The following is a 25,263-nucleotide window of genomic DNA, read 5'->3' as shown; positions in this document are numbered from 1 at the left end:
TTCTACAGGCGCCACCTGCCGCAGCCGGTATTGCAACCAGGTTGCCCCGGGTTGCGCAAACGTCCTGTAACCACTTGCGTCACCGAACTGCACACTCTCGGTGCAGGACTGCTACAGGCCGCACCACTTAAGGCTAGCCGCTGCCAGGCAAAACGTCGGGGCGCCCAGAAAAAAACCGCGTCAGATCACAATTCTTAAACATTGGCCGGCGTGATACAGCGAAAAACCGGCTTCGTATAAACAACTGCGCAACCCCGTGCCAGACAGCGGCCGCATCGGTGCAAAGGGGATTGGCAAGGCCTTGGCATCGCCACTGCACAAATAGTCGGCAAAGGCCTTGCCGACCACGCTGCCTGTGGTTACACCGCGACCGTTATAGCCGGTGACTGCCACCAAACCGGGCGCCGGTTCAAATAAGCGCATCAGATGATCGGGCGTAAATGCGATGCAGCCCGTCCAGGTGCATTCCCATTCCACGCCCTTGAGGTACGGGAAATAATGCTGCTGCACGCGGTCGGCCCAGGCCTTGAGAAACCACGCAGGCTTCTGATTGCCGTTGCCCAGGCTGCCGAGCAGTAAACGGCCGTCGGCATCGCGACGGATACTGCTCAATACCTGGCGGGTGTCCCACGACCCTTGGCCGCCTGGCAAGATTCGCGCTGCGCTGGCGTCGGTCAGAGGTTTGGAGGCGACCTGGTAGTAATAACCGGGGAAAAAGTTACGTCGCAAGTCAGTCCACTCGCCTTCGGTGTAGGCATTGGACGCCAGCACCACCTGCTCTGCACTTACCGCACCGTGGGCCGTTTGCACTGACCAGCGTAGGCCTTGGCGTTCAAGTCCGGTGACCGGGGAATGATCGAACAGCTGCCCGCCCAGATCACAGGCTGCCTTGGCCAGGCCCGAGGTGTAGGCCATAGGGTTGAGGGTGCCGGCGCGACGGTCGAGCAAGGCGGCGGCGATTTTTGTGGTGCCGGTAGCGGCTTCGCAGGCGGCGCCGGTGAGCAGTTCAACCGGGGCGCCACGGCGCTTCCATTGTTCTTCACGGCTGCGCAAATCGGCTTCGCCACGGGCATTATGGGCCATGTGCAGGGTGCCTTCACGGCGCAACTGGCAGTCGATGCGGTATTTGTCGATCAGGCTGAACACCAGTCCCGGGGCGGCACCGAGCATGCGGTTGAGCTGGCTGCCGACAGCCTCGCCGAAACCGGCTTCGATATCGTCGGGCGGTATCCACATCCCGGCATTAACCAATCCTACGTTGCGGCCTGAGCCGCCATGACCGGTGCGATAGGCTTCGAGCACACAGACACTTTTGCCCTGCTCGAGCAAATGGATGGCGGCGGACAAACCGGTGATGCCGGCACCGATCACACACACATCAACGCTCAACTCGCCCTTGAAGGTTGGCGCTTGGGGGCGTTGGGGGGTAAGGGTTTCCCACAGACATTGTTCTTGTAAAGGCATTGCCAAGCTCCAGAAATGAAACCCAACCAAAATCAAAGCCCCTCACCCTGGCCCTCTCCCGGAGGGAGAGGGGACTAAAGGCAAAAGCAGATCAGCTCCCTCTCCCTCCGGCAGAGGGTTGGGGGTGAGGGCTTGCATCACCTCAATCGAACGTAATCCCTTGCGCCAACGGCAATTCCAGTGAGTAGTTGACGGTATTGGTCTGCCGGCGCATATATCCACGCCACGCATCCGAGCCCGATTCGCGACCGCCCCCGGTTTCTTTCTCACCACCAAAGGCACCCCCGATTTCCGCACCGCTGGGCCCGATATTGACGTTGGCAATCCCGCAATCACTGCCAGTGGCCGACATGAATTGCTCGGCCTCGCGTACATCGGTGGTGAAGATGCACGACGACAGCCCCTGCGGCACCGCGTTGTTCAGGCGCAAGGCCTCGGCAAAGTCGCTATAACCGACCACATACAAAATCGGCGCGAAGGTCTCGCTGCACACCACGTCGCTTTGCTCGGGCATTTCCACAATCGCCGGGGCCACGTAGTAAGCGCCAGGGTACTGGCCCGCCAATTGCCGCTCGCCACCAAATACCCGCCCGCCTTCGCTAAGGGCCTGCTCCAGCGCATCACGCATGTTTTCAAAGCTGCTTTTGTCGATCAGCGGCCCCACCAGATTGCCTTCCAGCGGATGACCGATACGCACTTTGGAATAGGCCGCCTTGAGCCGGGTGACAATTTCTTCCTTGACCGAGTCGTGGGCAATCAGCCGGCGCAGGCTGGTGCAGCGCTGCCCGGCAGTACCGACAGCACTGAACAGGATGGCACGCACGGCCATGTCCAGGTCGGCACTCGGCGCCAAAATCATCGCATTGTTGCCGCCCAGCTCCAGAATACTGCGGGCAAAGCGTGCGGCGATTTTAGGTGCCACTTCGCGGCCCATGCGCGTGCTGCCGGTGGCACTGATCAGCGCGACTCGCGGATCGTCAACCAGGGCTTCGCCCGCTTCACGACCACCAATCACCACCTGGGCCAGGTACTTGGGCGCGCCCTCAAACGAGCTCAACACACGATCAAACAAGGCCTGACAGGCCAGCGCCGTCAGCGGGGTTTTTTCCGATGGTTTCCAGATCACCGCGTTGCCGCATACCAGCGCCAACGCGGTATTCCACGCCCACACGGCCACCGGAAAGTTGAATGCGCTGATCACACCCACCACACCCAGCGGGTGCCAGGTTTCACGCATATGGTGGCCGGGTCGCTCCGAGGCGATGGTCAAGCCGTAGAGCTGACGCGACAGGCCAACTGCAAAGTCGCAGATGTCGATCATTTCCTGCACTTCGCCCAACCCTTCCTGGGTGATCTTGCCCGCTTCCCATGACACCAGCTCGCCCAGATCGGCCTTGTACTCACGCAGCAAATCGCCGAACTGGCGCACCAGTTCCCCACGACGCGGGGCAGGCACCTTGCGCCATGCCTCGAAGGCGTGTTCGGCGCGGGTCACGTGCTGCTCGGCCTCGGCAGCCCCTTCCCAGTGCACCGCACCGATCTGGCTACCGTCAATCGGCGTATACACCGGCTGATTGCCCTGCTGGTACAGCGCGGGGTTCACACCAAGACGATCCAGTAATGCAGCAACCATTGAAGGCACTCCTTGAGCTTTAAAAAATGATTCACAGGCCTTTAGTTGTAGCTGGCTGGCATGGCGGCAACAAACGACCTTTAAGCGAGATATCATTCCGAAAATTCATGCTGCACTGGTAACGTTGCCTGACAACAACAATCAGAGGCCTTCTATGCTCAACAAGCGCCATCTACCTTCGATCACGGCGTTGCAGTGTTTTGAAGCGGTGACCCGTCATCTGAGTTTCACCCGTGCGGCCGAAGAGCTGAATCTGACCCAGAGCGCAGTCAGCAAACAGGTCGCGCAGCTCGAAGAGCTGTTGCAGCACTTGCTGTTTCGCCGGGTGCGCCGCCGCTTGCAGCTGACTCCAGCAGGGGATTTGTATCTGGTAGAAGTCCGAAAAATCCTGACCCAGGTCGAGATGTCGACCCATACCCTGCGTTCCTATGGCGGCGAAACAGAAGTGCTACGGGTCTCCACCCCTTCCACTTTTGGCGCCCGCTGGCTGGTGCCGCGCCTCAAGGGTTGGGGCATACGCCATCCGCATATTCATCTGGATCTGTGCAATGAGCAGCAAGGCGACGATTTGCTGCAAGGGCGCAGCGATCTGGCGTTTTACTTCGGCCAGGGCTCACGGCCCGGCACCGAGAGCCTGAAGCTGTTCAGTGAAGAACTGGTCGCCGTATGTTCGCCAGCAAGCTTGCCGGGCACGGCACTGACCGACCCGACCCAACTCACAGGTCTGGTGTTGCTGCAGAACGCTTCGCGGCCACAGGCCTGGCACGAGTGGTTTGAGCATCAGGGGTTTCATACCGATCACAGCTACCATGGGCCGCGCTTCGACACCTTCTACATGTGCATCCGCGCAGCCCAGGTTGGCTGTGGCGTGGCACTGCTGCCGAGGTTCCTGGTGGAAGAGGAATTGGCCGACGGCAAACTGGTCATCGCCTGGCAGCACTTGATGCCGAGCCGCGATGCCTACTACCTGGCCTATCCTGAACATACGGCAGGCGTACCCAAGGTAAAGGCATTCGTGAGCTGGTTCATGGAGCAGCTGGATGCGCGATAACACCTGTGGGAGCGGGCAGAAACAGGCTACGACCACAAAAACCGCTGGCAAAACCGCCTGCAGATATGCGCCACTAGCGCCATTCATTGAAAAAGCTGAACGCCGTGGCTATCAGGCACGGGCAGCATGGAGATTGCCGCTATGAGCGAGAGTGTATTTGCCGATCGCATCGTGCAGAACCTGCTCGACACCGACTTCTACAAATTGACCATGATGCAGGCGGTGCTGCACAACTACCCCAACGTCGAAGTCGAATGGGAATTCCGCTGCCGCAACAGTGAGGATCTGCGCCCATACCTCAACGAAATTCGTCACCAGATCGAACGCCTGTGCGAACTGAGCATGACTCAGGACCAGTTGGGGTTTCTGGAACGCATCACCTTTATGAAGCCCGACTTCATCCGCTTTTTGGGGCTGTTTCGCTTCAATATGCGCTATGTACACACCGGCATCGAAAACGGCGAACTGGTTATCCGCCTGCGCGGGCCGTGGCTGCATGTGATCCTGTTTGAAGTGCCGTTACTGGCGATTGTCAGCGAAGTACGCAACCGTTCGCGCTATGCCGATACCGTGCTGTCACAGGCCCGGGAGCAGCTGTATCGCAAATTTGACTGGCTGCAGGCCAATGCCAGCGCTGAAGAGTTGTCTGAACTGCAAGTCGCCGATTTCGGCACTCGTCGACGGTTTTCGTACCGCGTGCAAGAAGAAGTCGTCAGTGTGCTCAAGCACGACTTCCCCGGGCGCTTTGTCGGCACCAGCAACGTCAACCTGTCCCGCGAGCTGGACATGAAGCCGCTGGGGACCATGGCCCACGAATGGATCATGGCGCACCAGCAACTGGGCCCACGGCTGATCGACAGCCAGAGTGCCGCGCTCGACTGCTGGGTGCGCGAGTACCGCGGCTTGTTGGGCATCGCGCTGACGGACTGCATTACTACCGATGCCTTCCTGAAAGATTTCGATCTGTACTTTGCCAAGCTGTTCGACGGCCTGCGCCACGACTCCGGCGACCCTGTGGTGTGGGCCGAAAAATGCATAGCTCATTACCACAAGCTGGGCATCGACCCCATGAGCAAGACTCTGGTGTTCTCCGACAGCCTGACCCTGCCCCGGGCGCTGGAGATTTTCCGGTCACTGCGCGGCCGGATCAACGTCAGCTTCGGTATCGGGACTAACCTGACCTGCGACATTCCGGGGGTTGAGCCAATGAGCATCGTGCTTAAAATGAACGCCTGCAATGGCTCGCCGGTGGCCAAGATTTCCGATGAACCGGGCAAGACCCATTGCTCCGACCCCAATTTCGCCGCCTATTTACGCCACGTTTTCCAAGTTCCTGAACATTCTCCCAAGGAGTGAATCATGCAGGCCGTACAGCGTCAGATTGCTGCAGACCTCAAGGTCCAGCCGCCGTTCAAAGACACCGCAGCCCTTGAGGCCGAGATTGCCCGGCGTATCACTTTCATTCAGTGCTGCCTGCACAACGCCAGGCTCAAGACCTTGGTACTGGGCATCAGCGGCGGGGTCGACTCCCTGACCGCAGGCCTGATGGCACAACGTGCGGTGCAGCAATTGCGCGAACAGACCGGTGACCAGGCCTATCGCTTTATTGCCGTGCGCCTGCCTTACGGTGTGCAGCATGACGAAGCGGACGCCACGGCGGCGGTCGACTTTATCAACCCGGACGAGCGCCAGACCGTGAACATCGGCCCTGCGGTCAAGGCCCTGGCGGCTGAAGTGACCGCGTTTGAAGGCAAGCCTGCCGCCACCGTGGACTTTGTACTGGGTAACACCAAGGCGCGTATGCGCATGGTGGCGCAATACACTATTGCCGGGGCGACTGGCGGGCTGGTGATCGGCACCGACCATGCGGCGGAAGCGGTGATGGGCTTCTTCACCAAGTTCGGTGATGGTTCCTGCGACCTGGCACCGCTCAGCGGGCTGGTGAAAAATCAGGTGCGGGCCATTGCTCGGCATTTTGGTGCGCCGGAATCGCTGGTGGAGAAAGTCCCGACTGCCGACCTCGAAGACCTGGAGCCCGGCAAACCGGACGAAGCGTCCCACGGCGTGACCTATGCCGAGATCGATGCCTTCTTGCATGGCGAGCCGGTGAGCGAAGAAGCGTTCAATATCATCTGCAAGACGTACGAAAAGACCCACCACAAGCGTGAGATGCCGTTCGCGCCTTGAGCCCGTGCGTACCTCTCCCGGAGGGAGAGGGAGCAGACCGCACGCGGTTTCAAGAACACCATCAATCCGTCCCCTCTCCCTCCGGGAGAGGGCTAGGGTGAGGGGCTTTTTCCTACCCGGAAAAAACGGAATGAACCCCGCAATTTTTTTCGCTTGTGGCCGCAACGGCCAAAGGCTTTGATAGACGTCTATTTCGTCGCCAGAGCCCTGCCCCATGCCTGCTTTCGATGGTTTGTTCTCCCTTGTCGATTCCGTGCTCGGCCAACCGGCCACCGCCTGGTTGCGTGAGCATGTCGAAGTGCCTGAAGGGCTGCTGCGCTTCAACTGGCATGAACAGGCACTGCACCGGGTGTGGCTCGCCGAAGCACTGAACCTGTGCCTGCTGCACAAACTGGTTGAAGCCGTGCCTGAAGGCCGACGCTATGTACAGGAACAGGCACAGCATGGCCGCAAGGTAGTGTTCGACCATGGCGCCCTCCGTACGGTGGACTGGCCTGCCAACGGCGAACTGCCCCGCGGCCGCCAGGCATTTGCCCGTTTGCTGGAGCCACTGGGCTTTACCGATGTGCGAACCTACCCGCTGACCAAGCTGAACATGACCGGCTGGGGCTACCGACAAATGGATCTGCCCGAAGACATCGCCCAGTTCTTTGTCTCGGAACTGCACCCCGGCCGCTTCAGCGAGGCTTTTCAACAGGCCGTCAGCCGCGTGGTCGGTTCCAGCCTTGACCCGCTGCAGGCCCACCACCACAGCATCCTCAAGACCCTGAGCCTCACCCACCACTGCAGCCTGAGCCAGGCGCAGGCCCTGTTGCCAGGGCTGTATCAAGCATTCGGCCGGCAGCATGGCGTGGTACAGGAAACGGACTACCACTGCCTGCTCGCTGAAAGCGCCGAGATGGCCTGGATCGCAACCGAGGGCAACAGCTTCAACCATCTGACCGATCGCGTGCCGGACCTCGAAGCCTGTGTGGCGCAACAACGTGACTTGCAACGGCCCATGAAAGACAGCATCGAAGTGTCCGCCTCGGGGCGGGTGATGCAAACCGCCTATCGCGCCAGCACGGTCAGCCGCGGCCTGGTCGATGCTGCCGGGGTGTACCGCGAGCACGCAGTGCCGGGGTCATTTGTGGAGTTCATCCAACGCAAGATCGACCCTGATACCGGCCGCATCGATCTGAACTTCGACAGCAGCAACGCCCAGGGCATTTTCAAGATGACCGACTCCAGGGCCTGAACGCAAACAGCCCTGACGGCGCAGGGCACGTCAGGGCTGTTAAGGGCTTGGGTGGTGTTATTTAAGAACCACAGCACCTTTCATCATCGAGTTGTGGCCCGGGAAGGTGCAGAAGAATTCATATTCTTCGCCCGCTTTCAGTTTGGCCACATCGAAGGTCACGGAGTCTTTCTCACCGGCGCCAATCACTTTGGTGTGGGCGATGATGCGCTCATCACCGTCCTTGAGATAGTTTTTGTCCAGGCCAGCGGCAATGCCGTCGGTAGAAACTGCCTGCATGTCTGCCTTTTTGCTCAAGACCCAGTTATGACCCATGACGTTTTTCGGCAGATTGCCGGAGTGCGTCAGGTTAACGGTGAAGGTCTTGCAGGATTTGTCGATGACGATCTCTTTGGTGTTGTAAGACATTTGGTCAGTCGAATCGACAGTTACAGCGCACTCAGCCGCCAGCAAATGGCCGCTGGCCAGAGTCAAAAGGGATACCGCAACAACTTTGGCAAACATGGTGTATCTCCAAGGCAGGGTATGGGGAAGCAAAAATCTGTATACAGATTGCCTGAAAATTGTATCGATTCATATGATCTGCGTCATGGTCTATCGCCACAATCGACACAATCCATCCCAGAATGGACTTCAGGCTTATAACCTTAGGCCATCATTTTGAATTTTGGGGGAATAAGTAACTAGATTTAATCCACAACCGGCTTTTGCGTGGGTGTAGAGTCGTATTTTTAGCGCAATGTGCAACCTTGCAAAAACCCAGCTAACGGCTAAGCACTAATACAGGGCAGAATACGCGCCGCTCAACCTCACCTTCGACCCCAAGAGGATCGCCCATGGCCAAACCAAACTATAACTTCGCTAAGCGTCAAAGAGACTTGGCTAAAGAGCAGAAGAAAGAGGAAAAGGCTGCCCGCAAGAAAGCGGCTGCTGAAGGCGGTACTGTTGATACCGAGCTGGACCACGAAGTCGACAGCGAAAGTGAAGACGCCGCAGAAGATACCGGCGCGCCAGAAGACAAAGCTCCAACTGCTTGACCCCCTCGGCCCGGTTATCCACAACCCGGCCCACAGGATCTGTGATCAGGATCAGCAGCCCGCCTGCTGATCCTCGCAGTTAGCCTGAACGCCCTCAGACGCTTCAAACCTCATTCCCTTACTCCGCGACAGCAAACAGCCTACAAACCCGTGGCAGGCCTCTCAGCGCGCAGAAAGCACAACGCCAGCCCTAAGGCTGGCGTTGATTTACTGCAATTTACGCAAAACCGTAGCAGCTGCCGAAGGAACACTGCAACTGTGGGAGCGAGCCTGCTCGCGAAGGTCGTTCGCGAGCAGGCTCGCTCCCACAATAGGGCTTGACCTGCAACAGAGTATCTACAAGGGCAGGCTTAGCGCGGCACTACCGGCTTGCGGGCCGGGCGCTGGCTCTTGCCGCCCTTGGCTGCTTCCTGGCGCTCCTTGGCGGCCTGCTTGTTGCGGGCAAACGCAGCAGCCTTGGCCTGTTCACGCTTGTCCCACGGGTTGCCACCATCACTGGCACGCGGCGGCAGGCCAGTGTGCTGGGTCAGGATCTTGGTGGTCTTCTCACCCGCGACCTTGTGGCTACCGGCAGGCGTCGAGTTTTTGCGACGGGCACTCTGGTAGCTGTCGGTCGCCGGCTGATGCAACGGGATCAACTGGTCCTTGCCCGAACCGATCAGGTCGGCACGGCCCATGCGGGTCAGCGCCTCACGCAGCATCGGCCAGCCTTTCGGGTCGTGATAGCGCAGGAACGCCTTGTGCAGGCGGCGCTGCTCCTCGCTCTTGACGATGGTCACCGAGTCGCTCTTGTACGTGACCTTGCGCAGCGGGTTCTTGCCCGAGTGGTACATCGCGGTGGCGGTAGCCATCGGCGACGGGTAGAACGCCTGCACCTGGTCGGCACGGAAACCGTTGGTCTTGAGCCAGATGGCCAGGTTCATCATGTCTTCGTCTTTAGTGCCGGGGTGAGCGGCAATGAAGTACGGGATCAGGTACTGCTCTTTGCCTGCTTCCTTGGTGTACTTCTCGAACATGCGCTTGAACTTGTCATAGCTGCCAATGCCCGGCTTCATCATCTGGTTGAGCGGACCTTCCTCGGTGTGTTCCGGGGCGATCTTCAGGTAACCACCGACGTGGTGGGTGACCAGTTCCTTCACGTATTCCGGCGACTCGACGGCAAGGTCGTAACGCAGACCGGAAGCGATCAGGATTTTCTTCACGCCCGGCAAGGCACGGGCGCTGCGGTAAAGCTGAATCAGCGACGAGTGGTCGGTGTTCAGGTTCGGGCAGATGCCCGGGAAAACGCAGGACGGCTTGCGGCACGCGGATTCGATTTCTGGCGTTTTGCAGGCGATGCGGTACATGTTCGCGGTCGGGCCGCCAAGGTCGGAAATAACCCCGGTAAAGCCTGGCACCTTGTCGCGGATCTCTTCGATTTCGCGAATGATCGACTCTTCGGAGCGGTTCTGGATGATGCGGCCTTCGTGCTCGGTAATCGAGCAGAAGGTGCAACCACCAAAGCAGCCACGCATGATGTTCACCGAGAAACGGATCATGTCGTAGGCCGGGATTTTTTCCTTGCCGTACGCAGGATGGGGAATACGTGCGTAAGGCATGCCAAACACGTAGTCCATTTCTTCAGTGGTCATCGGGATCGGTGGCGGGTTGAACCATACATCCACTTCGCCGTGCTTTTGCACCAGCGCACGGGCGTTGCCCGGGTTGGTTTCAAGGTGCAGCACGCGGTTGGCGTGGGCATACAGCACCGCATCAGCACGTACTTTCTCGACCGATGGCAGACGGATGACCGTCTTGTCACGGGTCATGCGCGGGCTGGCCAGGATCTGCACGACCTTGGCTTCGTTCGGGTCTTCAACCGGGCCCTTTTCCTGCTCGATGGCGCAGGCCTGGGTGTCCTGGGTGTTGACGTACGGGTTGATGATCTTGTCGATCTTGCCCGGACGGTCAATACGCGTGGAGTCGACTTCATACCAGTCTTTTGGCGTATCGCGACGAATGAACGCGGTGCCGCGCACATCGGTGATGTCTTCGACTTTGTGGCCGTAGGACAGACGCTGGGCTACTTCGACGATGGCGCGCTCGGCGTTGCCGTACAACAGGATATCGGCACAGGCGTCGATCAGGATCGAATTGCGTACACGGTCCTGCCAGTAGTCGTAATGCGCGATACGGCGCAACGAAGCTTCGATACCGCCGAGTACGATCGGTACGTTTTTGTAGGCTTCCTTGCAGCGCTGGCTGTACACCAGACTGGCGCGATCCGGACGTTTGCCTGCCATGCCACCGGGGGTGTAGGCGTCATCGGAACGGATCTTTTTGTCAGCGGTGTAGCGGTTAATCATCGAGTCCATGTTGCCGGCGGCAACGCCGAAGAACAGGTTCGGCTCGCCCAGCTTCATAAAGTCGTCTTTGGACTGCCAGTTCGGCTGGGCAATGATGCCCACACGGAAACCCTGGGACTCCAACAAGCGACCAATGATGGCCATACCAAATGACGGGTGATCGACATAGGCATCACCCGTCACGATGATGATGTCGCATGAATCCCAGCCAAGCTGATCCATCTCCTCCCTGCTCATGGGCAGGAATGGTGCTGGGCCGAAACATTCGGCCCAGTACTTCGGATAGTCAAATAGAGGCTTGGCTGATTGCATGTCGATGACCGGTGTTGAGTGCAAAAAAGGGGGCGCGGCATTTACTAAGAAATTCGCGGGCGCGGAATATAGCACAAAAAATGACCAATTCCGACGGCAATGGTCGGAATTGATTGGCGCAGGCATATTGTCTGTGGGAGCGAGCTTGCTCGCGATTCAGGCGGCGCGATCTATCTGATTGACCGCGTCGATGCTATCGCTGGCAGGCCAGCTCCCACAGAAGCCGGACAGGTTAATCGTCGTCGAAGTTGTAACTGCCTGGCGCCAGGTTTTCGAAGCGCGTGTATTTGCCGATAAACGCCAGGCGCGTGGTGCCGATCGGGCCGTTACGCTGCTTGCCGATGATGATCTCGGCAATGCCCTTGTGCTCGGTCTCGGGGTGGTACACCTCGTCCCGGTACACGAACATGATGACGTCGGCGTCCTGCTCGATGGCTCCGGATTCACGCAAGTCGGAGTTGATCGGGCGCTTGTTGGGCCGCTGCTCCAGGGAACGGTTGAGCTGTGACAGCGCGACTACCGGGCAGTTGAATTCCTTGGCCAGCGCCTTGAGGGAGCGGGAAATCTCGGAGATTTCGTTGGTACGGTTGTCACCGCCGGAACCCGGGATCTGCATCAATTGCAGGTAGTCGATCATGATCAAGCCGATATCGCCGTGCTCACGCACCAGTCGCCGGGTACGGGCGCGCATTTCCGATGGGCTGATGCCCGCGGTATCGTCGATAAACAGTTTACGGTCATTGAGCAGGTTGACCGCCGAAGTCAGGCGCGGCCAATCGTCGTCTTCGAGGCGACCGGCCCGGACCTTGGTCTGGTCGATGCGACCCAGCGATGACAGCATACGCATGATCAGCGATTCACCTGGCATCTCGAGAGAGTAAACCAGTACCGCTTTCTCGCTGCGCAATACGGCGTTTTCAACCAGGTTCATCGCAAAGGTGGTTTTACCCATCGATGGACGACCGGCGACGATAATCAAGTCCGCAGGCTGCAAGCCGCTGGTCATGCCATCGAGGTCGGTGTAACCGGTGGACAGGCCGGTGATGGCGTTGTCGGTGTTGAACAGCGTGTCGATACGGTCGATGGCTTTGGTCAACAGATCATTGACGCTCACCGGGCCACCGGTTTTTGGCCGGGCCTCGGCAATGGCAAAGATCTGGCGCTCGGCCTCATCGAGGATTTCTTCGGCGCTGCGCCCTTCCGGGTTGAATGCACTGTCGGCGATTTCGGTGCTGATACCGATAAGCTGACGCAACGTCGCACGCTGACGCACGATCTGGGCGTAGGCCTTGATGTTGGCGACCGACGGCGTATTTTTTGCCAGTTCACCGAGGTAGCCCAGGCCGCCCACCTGCGAAGTCTGACCTTCCTTGTCCAGTTGCTCGGCAAGGGTCACGACGTCAATCGGGGAGTTCTGATCTGCCAGCTTGGCAATGGCGCGGAAGATCAGGCGGTGGTCATGTCGATAAAAATCACCGTCCGAAACCTGATCCAGCACGCGTTCCCAGGCGTTGTTGTCCAGCATCAAACCACCGAGCACAGCCTGTTCGGCCTCGATGGAATGCGGAGGCACCTTCAGGGCTGCGGTTTGTAGATCGTATTGCTCAGGAGCGGAGATATCGTTCATGGCCACTTGGAATTAGTTTGAAAATCAGGATCTGCAGAAAGACAAAGGGCACGACCTGTAAACAGGATCGTGCCCGATGTTAACCGTCCGGCACACAAGGTGCCAGTCAGTTAAGACTGCTTAAGCAGCTACCACAACAACGCGTACGGTTGCTTCAACTTCGGCGTGCAGGTGCACAGCCACGTCGAATTCGCCAACGTTGCGGATAGTGCCGTTCGGCAGACGAACTTCGCTTTTTGCAACTTCAACGCCGGAGGCGGTCAGTGCATCAGCGATGTCGTGAGTGCCGATCGAGCCGAACAGCTTGCCTTCGTCGCCAGCGGTGGCAGTGATAGTCACTTCCAGCTCAGCCAGTTGGGCAGCGCGTGTTTCAGCCGAAGCTTTTTTGTCTGCAGCAGCTTGTTCCAGCTCAGCACGACGCTCTTCAAACGCAGCCAGGTTGGCAGCGGTTGCAGCGGTAGCTTTGCCGTACGGCAGCAGGTAGTTACGACCGTAACCGGCCTTAACATTTACTTTGTCGCCCAGGTTGCCCAGGTTCGCGACTTTTTCCAGAAGGATCAGTTGCATGTGAAAATCCTCTTAACTTTTAACCTTCACCGTCCGCAGAGTCTTTATCGGTGCCTTTCGGCGCCAGACGTCCGCGAAAATCAATCAGGCTGTCGACAATGGCCAAGACCACGAGCAACGGATAGATCAGCTGCATAAACAGCAACAGCGTGACGTACAACCCCACCAGCCAGAACTTGGCCAGTCGCTTTTGCGCCACCAGCCCATGAATCAGGGCCAGCCCGGCGAAGAACAACGCTACGCTGCACAACGGCGTAAGCATGGCCATTTCGGGACCGAAGTTCGGCCCTACAAGCATGCACGCCAGCAATACGAGCGCTGGTCCCAGCGGTAGGCGGATGCTGCGAAATTCGCTGGCAAAACCACCCGGGTTATACAACAACGCCTGCCAATAACGCCCAAGTATCAGGCTCAGCACGCTGACGACCTGCATCAAAGCTGCAATCAAACCGGTGAGGACGGGTGCAATCAGTGCTCCAAGGCGCGCTCGCTCTACGTCAGATAACTTGTCGTAGAGACCATTGAGGACCTGCGGCAGAAGTTTTTCCAACTCCTGCGCCATCGCACCAATGGGTTCGCGGAAAACCGTACCCAGGACCACGCCATACACCACACCCAACGCTACGCTGACCAGCAGCACGCGATTCCAGGACTGACCGGCGCGTAACATCAACGCCAGCCCCAGAGTTCCCAGCAGCACCATAAGGGTGCGGGGCTCTCCGATAAACCACCAGACCAAGGCCGGCAGTAACGCCCATGAGAGAATGCTCAAGGCATCTCTCGGACCGCGCCGCAGAAGCACCAGGCTACCTGCAGCAGCACTCAACCAGAACAAGAACGGCAATGCCGCACATCCGGCCACGATTAACGTGGCCTGCACACGGCCTCGCATGATGAACTCAGCTAAGGCGCGCATGCTTTCAATCCTTTACTACTTGTCGACTGCCCGGTCTCAGCGGCCGTGGCTGTCGGTGTAGGCCAGCAGGGCCAGGAAGCGGGCGCGCTTGATAGCGGTGGCCAGCTGACGCTGATAACGAGCTTTAGTACCGGTGATACGGCTTGGAACAATTTTGCCGGTCTCGGATACGTAAGCTTTCAGAGTGTTGAGATCCTTGTAATCGATCTCTTTCACTTCTTCTGCGGTGAAGCGGCAGAATTTACGACGACGGAAGAAACGTGCCATGTAATTGGCTCCTCAAAAGGTCCGTGGATTACTCGTCAGCGTTATCGCTGGCGTCGCTGTTATCGCTGTCATCGCCATCGGCGCTGTCAGAATGCTCAGGACGGTCACGACGCTCACGGCGCTCACTGCGGTTCTCTTCAGCCTTGAGCATCTCGGACTGGCCAGTTACGGCTTCGTCGCGACGGATGACCAGGTTACGGATCACAGCATCGTTGTAACGGAAGTTGTCTTCCAGCTCAGCCAGGGCTTTGCCAGTGCACTCAACGTTCAGCATCACGTAGTGAGCCTTGTGAACATTGTTGATTGCGTAGGCCAGTTGACGACGGCCCCAATCTTCCAGACGGTGGATTTTGCCGCCGTCTTCTTCGATCAGCTTGGTGTAACGCTCTACCATGCCGCCGACTTGTTCGCTTTGATCCGGGTGGACCAAAAAGATGATTTCGTAATGACGCATGAATGCTCCTTACGGGTTGTAGCCTGCCGCTAACTAAAAAGCGGTCAGACAAGGAGTGAATGACACTTGTGTGTCTTGCCTAGAGAGGCACATATGCGCCCGCCATGACGGCAAGGGGCGCAATTGTAGAGAAGGGACAACAGAGGCGCAAGGCAATTGGTGATTATTTGAACAATCTTTACTTGTATACGCCACAAACCAATGTGGGAGCGGGCTGGCTCGCGATGGCATCGCTGCGGTCATCCAGAGACACCGCGTGATACGCATCGCGAGCAAGCCCGCTCCCACATTTAACAGCCAGCCAGCTTACTTCTTCTTCGAAGAAGTCTTGGCCTTGGCGCCGCGCTGACGCTGGGCTTCGAACAGGCAAACACCTGTCGCCACCGAAACGTTCAGGCTGCTGACGCTGCCGGCCATCGGCAGCTTGACCAGGTAATCACAGTGCTCACGGGTCAGGCGACGCATGCCCTTGCCTTCTGCACCCATGATCAGGATGGTCGGGCCGGTCAGGTCCTGGTCATAGATACTGACTTCAGCCTCACCGGCCGTACCGACAACCCACAAGCCGCGCTGCTGGAGCCTCTCCAGGGTACGCGCCAGGTTGGTCACGGCAACCAACGGAATAACTTCCGCTGCACCGCAGGCTACTTTTCGTACCGTCGGCGTCAGCGTTGCAGATTTGTCCTTGGGCACGATAACAGCCAGCGCACCGGCAGCATCCGCCGAACGCAGGCAAGCACCCAGGTTGTGGGGATCGGTCACGCCGTCCAGTACCAGCAACAACGGGGCACCTTCAGTGCGATCGAGCAGCTCGTCGAGCATGGCTTCGCCCCAGACCTGGCTCGGACTCACGTCCGCCACCACACCCTGGTGCACGCCTTCGACCCAGACGTCCATTTCACGACGCTCGGCCTGGCCGACAGCCACACGGTTTTCGTTGGCCAGCTCGATCAGCGTTTGTACACGCGGATCACTGCGACCTTCTGCCAGCCATACCTGCTTGACGCGCTTGGGATGGTGACGCAGCAATGCTTCTACGGCATGCACGCCATAGATTTTTTCCAGACTCATGACTTGGCCTTAGGTTTGCGCGCCCCGCCGCTTTTGGCGGCTGGAGCGGTGCCCGATTTTGGCGGGCCTTTACGATGTTTGCTCGGCTTGGAAGGCTTGCCCGCATCTTTTGCAGGCGCCCCCCTACCCGACTTTCCCGGCTCCGATGTCCGACCGCCGCTTTTCGATTCGGCCAGCAGCGCCTGTTTCAGTTCACGGCTTTTGCGCAGCTCGGCGTTTTTTGCCGCAGCATCGCTTGGGCGATAAGCATCATCCGAGGATTTTTTAGCGGGCTTGGCCGGCGCACTGCGACGTGCAGCCGGGGCTGGCTCAACCGGCTTTTCAGTCGGCTTGGTACCGGCCTTGCCTGCATTCCTGGTTTTAGGCGCATCAGCAGTACGATTTTTACGACCAATCGGCGCACTTAGGGTTTTTTCCGCCATTTCGAAGTCAATCTTGCGCTCGTCGAGATCGACGCGCATGACCCGCACTTCAACGGTATCACCCAAGCGGAAGCTGCGACCGGTGCGCTCGCCCGCCAGGCGGTGATGCACAGGGTCGAAGTGGTAGTAGTCGCCCGGCAAGGCAGTTACGTGAACCAGACCTTCAACATAGATATCGGTCAGTTCCACGAACAGGCCAAAACCGGTCACTGCCGTTACCACGCCAGGGAACGACTCGCCTACGCGATCCTTCATGAACTCGCACTTGAGCCAGTTGGTCACATCTCGGGTGGCTTCGTCGGCACGGCGCTCGCTCATGGAGCACTGCTCGCCGAGCTGCTCCAGGATCGCTTCGTCGTACGGATAGATGCGCGCTTTCGGAATGGTCATCGCACCAGCACGGCGAACGTGCGGGGTATCCATCTTGGAATGGATCACGCTGCGGATCGCACGGTGGGTCAACAGGTCAGGGTAGCGACGAATCGGCGAGGTGAAGTGGGTATAGGCTTCATAATTCAGGCCGAAGTGGCCCTGGTTATCGGAGCTGTATACCGCCTGACTCAACGAACGCAGCATTACGGTCTGGATCAGGTGGAAATCCGGACGGTCCTTGATGCTGGCCAGCAATGCCTGGTAATCCTTCGGCGACGGACCATCTTTACCTTTGTGCAGGCTCAGGCCCAGCTCACCGAGGAACGCACGCAGTTTTTCCAGACGCTCCGGCGGCGGACCATCGTGGACACGATACAGCGCAGGAATCTCGTGCTTCTTGAGGAACTCGGCGGTGGCCACGTTGGCCGCCAGCATGCACTCTTCAATCAGCTTGTGCGCATCGTTACGGGTGGTCGGGCGAATATCGGCAATTTTGCGATCGGAACCGAAGATGATCCGGGTTTCCTGGGTTTCAAAATCAATCGCGCCACGGGTATGACGAGCTGCCAGCAACACCTTGTACAACGAGTACAACTGCTTGAGGTGCGGCACCACATCAGCGTATTCGCTGCGCAGTTGCTTGGCTTCGCTGGTTTTCGGCTGCTCCAGAATAGTGCTGACCTTGTTGTAGGTCAGACGTGCCTGGGAATGGATCACCGCTTCGTAGAACTGATAGTCGGTCATTTCGCCGGTTTTGGAGATGGTCATCTCGCAAACCATGGCCAAACGGTCGACTTTCGGGTTCAGCGAGCACAGGCCGTTGGACAGCTGCTCAGGCAGCATCGGGATCACGCGCTCAGGGAAGTACACCGAGTTGCCGCGAACCTGGGCTTCGGCATCCAGGGCCGAACCGATTTTCACGTAGCTGGAGACGTCGGCAATTGCCACGTACAACTTCCAGCCGCCGGAGAACAGGCGCAGCTTGCCAGGCTTGGCTTCGCAGAATACGGCGTCATCGAAGTCGCGAGCATCTTCGCCGTCAATGGTGACGAACGGCAGATGACGCAGGTCGATGCGCTTCTCTTTGTCTTTCTCTTCGACTTCCGGCTTCAGACGGCTTGCTTCCTTAAGCACAGCTTCCGGCCATACGTGAGGAATGTCGTAAGTACGCAGGGCAATATCGATTTCCATGCCCGGAGCCATGTAGTTGCCTACAACCTCCAGTACATCGCCTTGCGGCTGGAAACGCGGCGTAGGCCAGTGAGTAATCTTCACTTCGACGAACTGACCGATTTTTGCGCCAGCGTTGCGACCCGGGGTTACCAGCACTTCTTGCTGGATCTTCGGGTTGTCGGCCACTACGAAGCCAATACCACCTTCTTCAAAGTAGCGACCCACGATGGTTTCGTGAGCACGGGAAACCACTTCGACGATCACGCCTTCACGACGACCACGACGGTCCAGCCCCGAAACACGGGCCAGCGCACGGTCGCCATCGAACACCAGGCGCATTTGCGCAGGGCTCATGAACAGGTCGTCGCTGCCGTCGTCCGGAACCAGGAAGCCGAAGCCATCGCGGTGGCCACTGATACGGCCGAGAATCAGGTCGAGCTTGTCCACCGGCGCGTAAGTGCCACGGCGGGTGTAAATCAGTTGGGCATCGCGCTCCATCGCACGCAGGCGACGGCGCAAGGCCTCGATTTGGTCTTCTGTGGTCAGACCGAACTCTTCCACCAACTGTTCACGAGCAGCAGGCGAGCCACGCTCGGCCAGGTGCTGAAGGATCAGTTCGCGGCTAGGGATAGGGTTTTCGTATTTTTCCGCTTCACGTGCGGCCTCGGGATCGAGGGTCTGCCAATCGGCCATTAGATAGTTTTCACCTTGTCTATATGCGGGTTAGTTTGGCATACGCGTATTGAAACGGGAAATTTCAGGCACACACTGGGCCTTATTAGTCCTTTCTGACGCGCTTTGCTGCTGTCGACCAACCGTTCGCGAAATATTTTCACTATTTTTAAACACAACGCTTTACAGGTCAAAGGTTCGTCCGTAAGATGCGCGCCATCAACAACGGCAACAGCGTTGAAGATACTGCCCAGATGGTGAAATTGGTAGACACGCCAGCTTCAGGTGCTGGTGATCGCAAGGTCGTGGAAGTTCGAGTCTTCTTCTGGGCACCAATTCGAGATTGCAGAGTAGTACACTCTTCAGCCTCACACAAAAACCCGCGAAAGCGGGTTTTTGCATTCCGGGTCAGCTAAGCCCCTGATTTAATAAAATTAAAACAGGGGTTTACAGATCGAAAAGCTCTACGTATTATGCGCCACATCAACAGCGGCAACGTTGCTGATACTGCCCAGATGGTGAAATTGGTAGACACGCCAGCTTCAGGTGCTGGTGACCGCAAGGTCGTGGAAGTTCGAGTCTTCTTCTGGGCACCAATTCAGGTTTACAGGTTCACCCTGTGTAACCACTCAAAAAGCCCGCGAAAGCGGGCTTTTTAGTTTCCGGGATTCCTTCCTGCCCTCTTCGATACCTTTTATCTGCGGCCTAAAGGTCGTATTTGATAATCTATCTCATCCGCATTAATATCCGGCCAACTTCAGATCCCTGGCTCATCCTCCTGGATACCCGTGCCCGACACCAATGACAGGCTCCAGCTTTACCTGACGCATCGTATCGCCCTGGTCGACTATGCCGCCCCCATCGTGGGCTGCCGGGCCAAGGCAGAAGATGTGGTTCAAGACGCCTGGCTGCGCTTCAGCCAGGGCGCGGACAACCTCGCCCCGCTGACACAACCGGTGGGCTATCTTTACCGTATCGTGCGCAACCTGGCCTTTGACCTCAATCGCCGGGCAACCCTGGAAAACCGCCACACCACCCATAGCGAATCATTGGACGAACACATTTCCAACGCGCCTTCGCCCGAGCAGCAAGCCTTGCATGTGGACGAATTGCGCAAATTGCAACATGCTTTGTCCCGCCTGCCGGAGCGCACGCGCCAGGCATTCGTATTGCATCGCCTGCAAGGCCTGACGTTTCAGCAAATCGGCACGCAACTTGGCATATCCGTGAGCCTGGCCCACCAATTGGTCCGCGACGCCCTGACCTACTGCGCGGAACAACTGAGTGATGACTGAAAAACCGCCCCCGAACCCGATCTGGGAAACCGCACTGGACTGGCTGCTGCTGATCCAGGAGAACCCTCACGACTCCGAACTGACCGAACGCCTGAACCACTGGCGCGCCAGCGCCCCTGAGCACGACGCGGCTTATCGCAAGGCGCTCAAGGTCTGGAGCCTGAGCGGCGAGGCGCTCACCCTGCCGGCGACAACAGCACCGGCCCCGCCGATGGCACGCCCACCCCAGCGCCTGAGCCGGCGCAAACGCGCACTGGTCGGCGCCGCCGTGGCCGCCAGCGCCCTGCTGATGTGGGGCCCCGACTGGCAGGCGATGCAAGCCGACCACCGCAGCCCCACCGGCGAACACCGCACAGTGGCGCTCAGCGATGGCAGCCAGATGCTTCTCGACAGCAATACGCTTGCCGATGTGCAGTTCAACCCCGATCAGCGAGAAGTCACGCTATTGCGTGGCCAGGCCTTTTTCTCGGTGACCCACGATGCCAACCGCGCCTTCTACGTCAACGCCGGTGACGTGCGGGTTCGGGTGACCGGCACCGCGTTTGCGGTCAACCTGGACGACAACGGCGTCGACGTCAGCGTCGAGAGCGGCACGGTTGCGGTACAAACGCCGCAAGCATCGGTTTCGGCCACGCACCTGCTGGGCCATGGCGACCAACTGCACTTCACTGCAAACGGCCAGCGCACGCGCATCGTGCAATTGCCCCAGGAGCAAATCGCGCCCTGGCGTCGCTGGCAGCTGGTGGCGGTCGATCAATCGATCGATGACGTGATCACACAGTTGCGCCGCTATCAGCCGGGCCTGATTCTGCTGACGGACAAGGCGCTGGGGCAACGACGCATCACCGCAGCCCTGAACCTGCGCGACCCCAAACGCGCACTGCAAACCGCCATTGCCCCATTGGGCGGACGCCTGCAGGACAGCGTGCCCTACACCCTGATCGTCTCGACCAAGCCCTGAGCCTCCCTGCGGGCGCGGGCTTGCGCTAACGAAACTATTTTCACTTATTTCTGGAAATCCTGAAGGCCCGGGAGTCTTTACCTACGAACGTCACTGATAAAGATTCGCATTAGTGACTATGGCGTTTCATTTCGTAGGTCACCTCATGCCTTCTTCGCGTTTGCGTTGTGTCAGTGTTGCTCGCTATCGATCGTTGTCCCTGGCCCTGTTGCTCGGCCTGCCCGCACTGGCCATCGCTGCCAGCCCGGCAGCCGACACGCCAATCAGCCGTCAACAACTGCACTTCCAGATCCCGGCCCAGCCTTTGGCCAGCGCCCTGATTGCGTTTTCCCAGCAGTCAGGTTGGCAGGTCAGCGCGGAAAGCACCGTGCTCAACGGCCTGACCAGCTCGCCAGTCGATGCCAGCACCAGCCCCGAAAAAGCCCTGGCCCACCTGTTGCGCGGCACGGGCATGCTATGGGAAGTGACCTCGTCTGACAGCGCCTCAATCCTGCCGCCCGCCCAAAGCGATGTGCTGCAAATCAAAAGCCCCCCCATCACGGCGATGGAGCCGGTGTTCCAGGGCGAACAGGTGATCGACCGGCAGATGATCGAGGACCTGCCCTCGGGCAACGGTGATATCACCAGCCTGCTGCGCACCAACCCCAACGTGCAGTTCGACAACAGCCAGTTGAGCAGCAAAAACCCGGGGGAAATCGCCCCCGCCGATATCAGCATCAACGGCGCACGGCCCTGGCAGAACCTGTTTATCGTTGACGGCATGAGCATGAACAACGACCTGGACCCGGGCAACAGCAACGACGACTTCGATGAGATACCGGGGCGCAGCCAGGGCCTGGCGCTGGACACCGACCTGCTGGAAAACATCAAGGTCTACGACAGTAACGTGCCGGTAGAATTTGGCGGCTTCAATGGCGGTGTAGTCGAAGCCAATACCCGCGACCCCCGCAAGGAACTGCACGGCAAGGTGTCGGTACAAATGACCCGCTCCGAGTGGACCCGCTATCACCTGAACAAAGACGACCCGGACCTGGAAAATTTCAAGGCCGGCTTTGGCAACAACTACCAGCCCGACTTCGAAAAAGTCATCACCCGCGCCACCCTCGAAGGCCACCTGACCGACAACTTCGGCTTGCTGGGCACCTTCTCGCGTAAAGAATCCACCATGCCGACCCGCCTGTTTTCCGTGGCCAACCAGACCGAAACGGCAATGGAGACCGAAGAACAATCGCGGCGCATCGACAACTACTTCCTCAAGGCCACCTGGCAGATCAACGAAGACTGGAAGCTCGATACCACCCTGACCCACGCGCCGGAAACCGCCCGCACCTACGGCCCCAACTCGCTGGTGTCCGGCCGCGATATGGATGCCGGTGGCGACAGTATCAGTACGCGCCTGGTGTGGAACGCGCCCCTGGCCCGGGTTGAGCAGAACCTGAGCTGGAGCGAGCTGAATACCTCACGCTATTCCGACCGCGACTACATGATCCTCTGGCGAACTTCGGCCAGTCGCGACTGGAGCACCTCGGCATTCGCCACCGAAGGCGGTTTTGGCGATATCGAAGAAACCCAAAAAACCCTGGCCTACAAACTCAAGGCCGACTGGAACAGCTTCAAATGGCTGGGTGTGGATCATTCGCTGCAAACTGGCCTGGAGCTGTCGCAGAACTCGGCCAGCTATGAGCGCGGCACACCCTACAGCAGCTATGCGGTGGACAAGGCCACGTCATGCACCGGCAATGACCCGCTGTGCTCAATGGCGCCAACAATCAATGGCTGGCCTGGCCAGTATGCGAACAAGATGACCGTTACCCAGGGCAAAATTGCCTTCGACACGCGTTCATGGGCGCTGTATCTGCAAGACGAAATGCACTACAAGCGCCTCACCGTCAGGCCCGGCATCCGGGTGGACGGCGACAACTATATGAATCAGATCACCTTCGCCCCGCGCCTGGCCACCGAGCTGGACGTGTTTGGCGATGGCAAGACCCGCCTCACTGCCGGCGCCAACCGTTACTACGGACGCAACCTTTACGCCTATCGCCTGCGCGACGGTATTGCCTCGATGAGCACCGAATACACCCGCAAGACGCAGACGTCTGACTGGGAGCTGAGCAAGCACATCGCCAATGACAGCAAATTCAACCAGCTCAAAGTGCCTTACGACGACGAACTGACCCTGGGCCTGAGCCACGTGCAGTGGAACACCGAGTTCGCCGTCAAGTACGTCAACCGTAAGGGGCGCGACCAGATCAGCCGCGCCTGGGGCGCGCAAATCGGCGAACCGTCCGAAGACACCTCGACCCTGGCTGCCAACTACTACACCTACTACAACGGCGGCAAAAGCGACGCCGACATCTACACCCTGAGCATCACCCCCCTGCAACCCTTCAATCTGGGCAGCACCCGCACCACTGCGCAGTTTGCGATGGACTGGAGCAAGATCAACAACACCGGGTTGTCCAGCTACAGCGCCAGCATCGGCGCTATCTACGTAGAAGACCCGACGATCCAGTACGACGGCAAGTTCATGAAGTATTCCGACATGCCCGCCAGCAACTACAACCGCCCCTGGACCGCGCGCCTGACCACCGTGACCGAAGTCGAGCCCCTGCACCTGACCTGGACCAACTTCCTGCGTTACCGCGACGGCTACCGGCGCATTGCCTCCACCAACAAAAAGGTCGAGCACGAAGGCAGCAGTGTCTATGTCTGGGAAGAAACCCCGTTCTCCGGGGCACTGACCTGGGACACCCGTGTTGCCTGGGAGATGCCCACCGCCAAGGATCAGGCCGTTTTCGTCAATCTCGACGTCAGCAACCTGCTGGACAAGACCATCGTCAGCTCCACCGACACCAACGGCGTACTCAACTATGAAGTCGGCCGCCAGTTCATGCTGGAAGTGGGGTATAAATTTTGAAGACCCTATTCCTCGGCCTGACCCTCGGCACCCTGACCCTGAACGCAGTCGCCTGCGACGAACAGGCCGCCGACTACAAAACCTGCATCGCCCAACAATACCGCCAGCCCGTCGCCCAATGGCCTTCACCCCAGGTAGATGCCGAAGTGCAATGGCAGGAAATGGCCGCCCTGCCCGCCCACGCCCCCGCACCGCCGGATAACCCGTTCAGCGAAGCCAAGGCCGAGTTGGGCAAAAAACTGTTCAACGACCCCAAGCTCTCGCGCTCCGGGCAAATCGCCTGCGCTTCGTGCCATGAAGCCGATATGGCCTTTGCCGATGGCCGCCGCGTCTCGTTCGGGCATGACCGCCAGAGCGGCCGACGCAATGCCCCCAGCCTGGTAATGAGCGGCTACAGCCCGGCGCTGTTCTGGGACGGGCGCGGTGGCACTCTGGAACAGCAAGCCATGCACCCCATCGTCGACCCGGTGGAAATGGCCTTTGATATCCCGCAACTGCTGCAACGGCTCAATACCGATAGCGCTTACCGGGAGGAGTTTGCACAAGTTTTCGGGCCAGGCCCGATCACCCCACAGCAAACCGCCCAGGCCCTGGCCACCTTTCAGCGCACGCTGGTCAGCGCCACGCGCAACACCGCCTTCGAGCAACTGCTGCGCGGGCGCCCGCAACGCATGAGCGATGAGCAGCTCTATGGCCTGCATCTGTTTCGCACCAAGGCACGCTGCATGAACTGCCACTTCGGCCCGGCGCTGAGCGACGAGCAGTTTCATAACGTCGGCCTGAGTTACTACGGGCGTAAATACGAAGACCTCGGGCGCTACGAAGTAACGCGCAAACCAGAAGACGTGGGGGCATTTCGTACGCCGTCATTGCGCCTGGTGATGAAAACCGCACCGTGGATGCACAACGGCCTGTTTGTGAACATGGAAGGCACGCTGGCGTTCTACAACATGGGCATGCCCCGCCCGCGCCCCAACGCGCAACAGGTCAACGACCCGTTGTTCCCACGCACCAGCGACCGGCTCAAGGCGCTGAACATGGACAAGGACGAACTGCGGGCCTTGCGCAGCTTTCTCGACACACTGTAGGCAGCGCCTGACTTTGTGGGAGCGGGCTTGCTCGCGATGCAGGCGACACGGTGTACCGGTAAAACGGCAGCATACCCATCGCGGGTAAGCCCGCTCCCACAAAAGCAGAACAGGCCGGCAGCATCACATTTCGTCGCACTGGTGCAATTGGACGCTGGGTCAAGCGCACTTGAGAAACGATATCGTTTATTA

The 25,263-nt window shown here is 58.9% G+C and carries 20 protein-coding genes and 2 tRNA genes; 11 read left to right on the top strand and 11 right to left on the bottom strand.

Going from position 1 to position 25,263, the window contains the following annotated elements:
* Nucleotides 1-180: 180 nt before the first annotated feature.
* Both amaA and amaB read right to left on the bottom strand, forming a co-directional pair.
* Nucleotides 181-1,464: an L-pipecolate oxidase gene (amaA, locus tag FHL07_RS14985; RefSeq protein WP_095024339.1), complete on the bottom strand. Its 1,284-nt coding sequence runs from the start codon at nt 1,462-1,464 to the stop codon at nt 181-183.
* A 142-nt stretch (nt 1,465-1,606) separates the two neighbouring features.
* Nucleotides 1,607-3,097 (bottom strand): L-piperidine-6-carboxylate dehydrogenase, encoded by a 1,491-nt coding sequence (gene amaB / locus FHL07_RS14980; RefSeq protein WP_095000974.1) that lies wholly within the window; start codon nt 3,095-3,097, stop codon nt 1,607-1,609.
* A 154-nt stretch (nt 3,098-3,251) separates the two neighbouring features.
* Here amaB and FHL07_RS14975 point away from each other — a divergent pair, with 154 nt between their 5' ends.
* The 4 genes from FHL07_RS14975 to FHL07_RS14960 all read left to right on the top strand — a co-directional run bounded on the left by FHL07_RS14975 (nt 3,252) and on the right by FHL07_RS14960 (nt 7,572).
* A complete protein-coding gene (locus FHL07_RS14975) occupies nt 3,252-4,148 on the top strand; it encodes a LysR family transcriptional regulator (protein ID WP_095017674.1) in 897 nt (298 codons plus the stop codon).
* Between the two features lie 141 nt (nt 4,149-4,289).
* Complete coding sequence (gene pncB / locus FHL07_RS14970; RefSeq protein WP_095000972.1) at nt 4,290-5,504, top strand: nicotinate phosphoribosyltransferase; 1,215 nt, start codon at nt 4,290-4,292, stop codon at nt 5,502-5,504.
* A gap of 3 nt (nt 5,505-5,507) precedes the next feature.
* Nucleotides 5,508-6,335, top strand: a complete 828-nt coding sequence (gene nadE, locus FHL07_RS14965) for an ammonia-dependent NAD(+) synthetase (protein WP_095000971.1) — start codon at nt 5,508-5,510, stop codon at nt 6,333-6,335.
* A 214-nt stretch (nt 6,336-6,549) separates the two neighbouring features.
* The gene (locus tag FHL07_RS14960) at nt 6,550-7,572 is read left to right on the top strand and encodes a DUF1338 domain-containing protein (protein ID WP_138738636.1); all 1,023 of its coding nucleotides are present in this window, start codon (nt 6,550-6,552) and stop codon (nt 7,570-7,572) included.
* 57 nt (nt 7,573-7,629) lie between these two features.
* On the opposite strand, the gene azu is transcribed toward FHL07_RS14960, so the two are convergent.
* On the bottom strand, nt 7,630-8,076 hold the full coding sequence (gene azu, locus FHL07_RS14955) for an azurin (RefSeq protein WP_095000969.1): 447 nt from the start codon (nt 8,074-8,076) through the stop codon (nt 7,630-7,632).
* Nucleotides 8,077-8,408: 332 nt separating this feature from the next.
* Here azu and FHL07_RS14950 point away from each other — a divergent pair, with 332 nt between their 5' ends.
* Nucleotides 8,409-8,609: a hypothetical protein gene (locus FHL07_RS14950; protein WP_095000968.1), complete on the top strand. Its 201-nt coding sequence runs from the start codon at nt 8,409-8,411 to the stop codon at nt 8,607-8,609.
* 350 nt (nt 8,610-8,959) lie between these two features.
* On the opposite strand, the gene FHL07_RS14945 is transcribed toward FHL07_RS14950, so the two are convergent.
* The 8 genes from FHL07_RS14945 to rnr form a co-directional block, all read right to left on the bottom strand.
* Nucleotides 8,960-11,266 (bottom strand): YgiQ family radical SAM protein, encoded by a 2,307-nt coding sequence (locus tag FHL07_RS14945; protein WP_095000967.1) that lies wholly within the window; start codon nt 11,264-11,266, stop codon nt 8,960-8,962.
* A 232-nt stretch (nt 11,267-11,498) separates the two neighbouring features.
* Nucleotides 11,499-12,893, bottom strand: a complete 1,395-nt coding sequence (dnaB, locus tag FHL07_RS14940; protein WP_016783319.1) for a replicative DNA helicase — start codon at nt 12,891-12,893, stop codon at nt 11,499-11,501.
* 120 nt (nt 12,894-13,013) lie between these two features.
* Complete coding sequence (rplI, locus tag FHL07_RS14935; RefSeq protein ID WP_003439047.1) at nt 13,014-13,460, bottom strand: 50S ribosomal protein L9; 447 nt, start codon at nt 13,458-13,460, stop codon at nt 13,014-13,016.
* Between the two features lie 19 nt (nt 13,461-13,479).
* A complete protein-coding gene (locus FHL07_RS14930; protein WP_095000965.1) occupies nt 13,480-14,376 on the bottom strand; it encodes a hypothetical protein in 897 nt (298 codons plus the stop codon).
* 36 nt (nt 14,377-14,412) lie between these two features.
* On the bottom strand, nt 14,413-14,643 hold the full coding sequence (gene rpsR, locus FHL07_RS14925; protein WP_003171373.1) for a 30S ribosomal protein S18: 231 nt from the start codon (nt 14,641-14,643) through the stop codon (nt 14,413-14,415).
* 28 nt (nt 14,644-14,671) lie between these two features.
* Nucleotides 14,672-15,097 carry a 30S ribosomal protein S6 gene (gene rpsF / locus FHL07_RS14920; RefSeq protein ID WP_003439045.1) on the bottom strand — a complete coding sequence of 142 codons (426 nt, stop codon included), beginning with the start codon at nt 15,095-15,097 and terminating at the stop codon, nt 14,672-14,674.
* 306 nt (nt 15,098-15,403) lie between these two features.
* On the bottom strand, nt 15,404-16,168 hold the full coding sequence (gene rlmB, locus FHL07_RS14915) for a 23S rRNA (guanosine(2251)-2'-O)-methyltransferase RlmB (protein ID WP_138738635.1): 765 nt from the start codon (nt 16,166-16,168) through the stop codon (nt 15,404-15,406).
* A complete protein-coding gene (gene rnr, locus FHL07_RS14910; protein WP_095000963.1) occupies nt 16,165-18,828 on the bottom strand; it encodes a ribonuclease R in 2,664 nt (887 codons plus the stop codon). Before rnr ends, rlmB begins: the two co-directional genes overlap by 4 nt.
* A gap of 227 nt (nt 18,829-19,055) precedes the next feature.
* Here rnr and FHL07_RS14905 point away from each other — a divergent pair.
* From FHL07_RS14905 to FHL07_RS14880, 6 genes are all read left to right on the top strand, one after another.
* Nucleotides 19,056-19,142: transfer RNA gene (locus tag FHL07_RS14905), tRNA-Leu, on the top strand.
* Nucleotides 19,143-19,316: 174 nt separating this feature from the next.
* A tRNA-Leu gene (locus tag FHL07_RS14900) sits at nt 19,317-19,403 on the top strand.
* A gap of 192 nt (nt 19,404-19,595) precedes the next feature.
* Nucleotides 19,596-20,102, top strand: coding sequence for a sigma-70 family RNA polymerase sigma factor (locus FHL07_RS14895; RefSeq protein WP_095017676.1), 507 nt, complete (start codon nt 19,596-19,598; stop codon nt 20,100-20,102).
* Nucleotides 20,095-21,063 carry a FecR family protein gene (locus FHL07_RS14890; RefSeq protein ID WP_130872272.1) on the top strand — a complete coding sequence of 323 codons (969 nt, stop codon included), beginning with the start codon at nt 20,095-20,097 and terminating at the stop codon, nt 21,061-21,063. Before FHL07_RS14895 ends, FHL07_RS14890 begins: the two co-directional genes overlap by 8 nt.
* Nucleotides 21,064-21,208: 145 nt before the next feature.
* Nucleotides 21,209-23,983: a TonB-dependent receptor gene (locus FHL07_RS14885; RefSeq protein WP_238705552.1), complete on the top strand. Its 2,775-nt coding sequence runs from the start codon at nt 21,209-21,211 to the stop codon at nt 23,981-23,983.
* Nucleotides 23,980-25,071 carry a cytochrome-c peroxidase gene (locus FHL07_RS14880; protein WP_153327244.1) on the top strand — a complete coding sequence of 364 codons (1,092 nt, stop codon included), beginning with the start codon at nt 23,980-23,982 and terminating at the stop codon, nt 25,069-25,071. The genes FHL07_RS14885 and FHL07_RS14880 overlap by 4 nt, the downstream gene beginning before the upstream one ends.
* Nucleotides 25,072-25,263 lie beyond the last annotated feature (192 nt).

The organism is Pseudomonas sp. FSL W7-0098 (genome assembly GCF_005930585.1).
In the GTDB taxonomy this organism is placed as follows: Bacteria; Pseudomonadota; Gammaproteobacteria; order Pseudomonadales; family Pseudomonadaceae; genus Aquipseudomonas; species Aquipseudomonas bubulae.
Note: the sequence above shows the minus strand (reverse complement) of the source record. Positions and strands in the feature narration are given on the sequence as shown.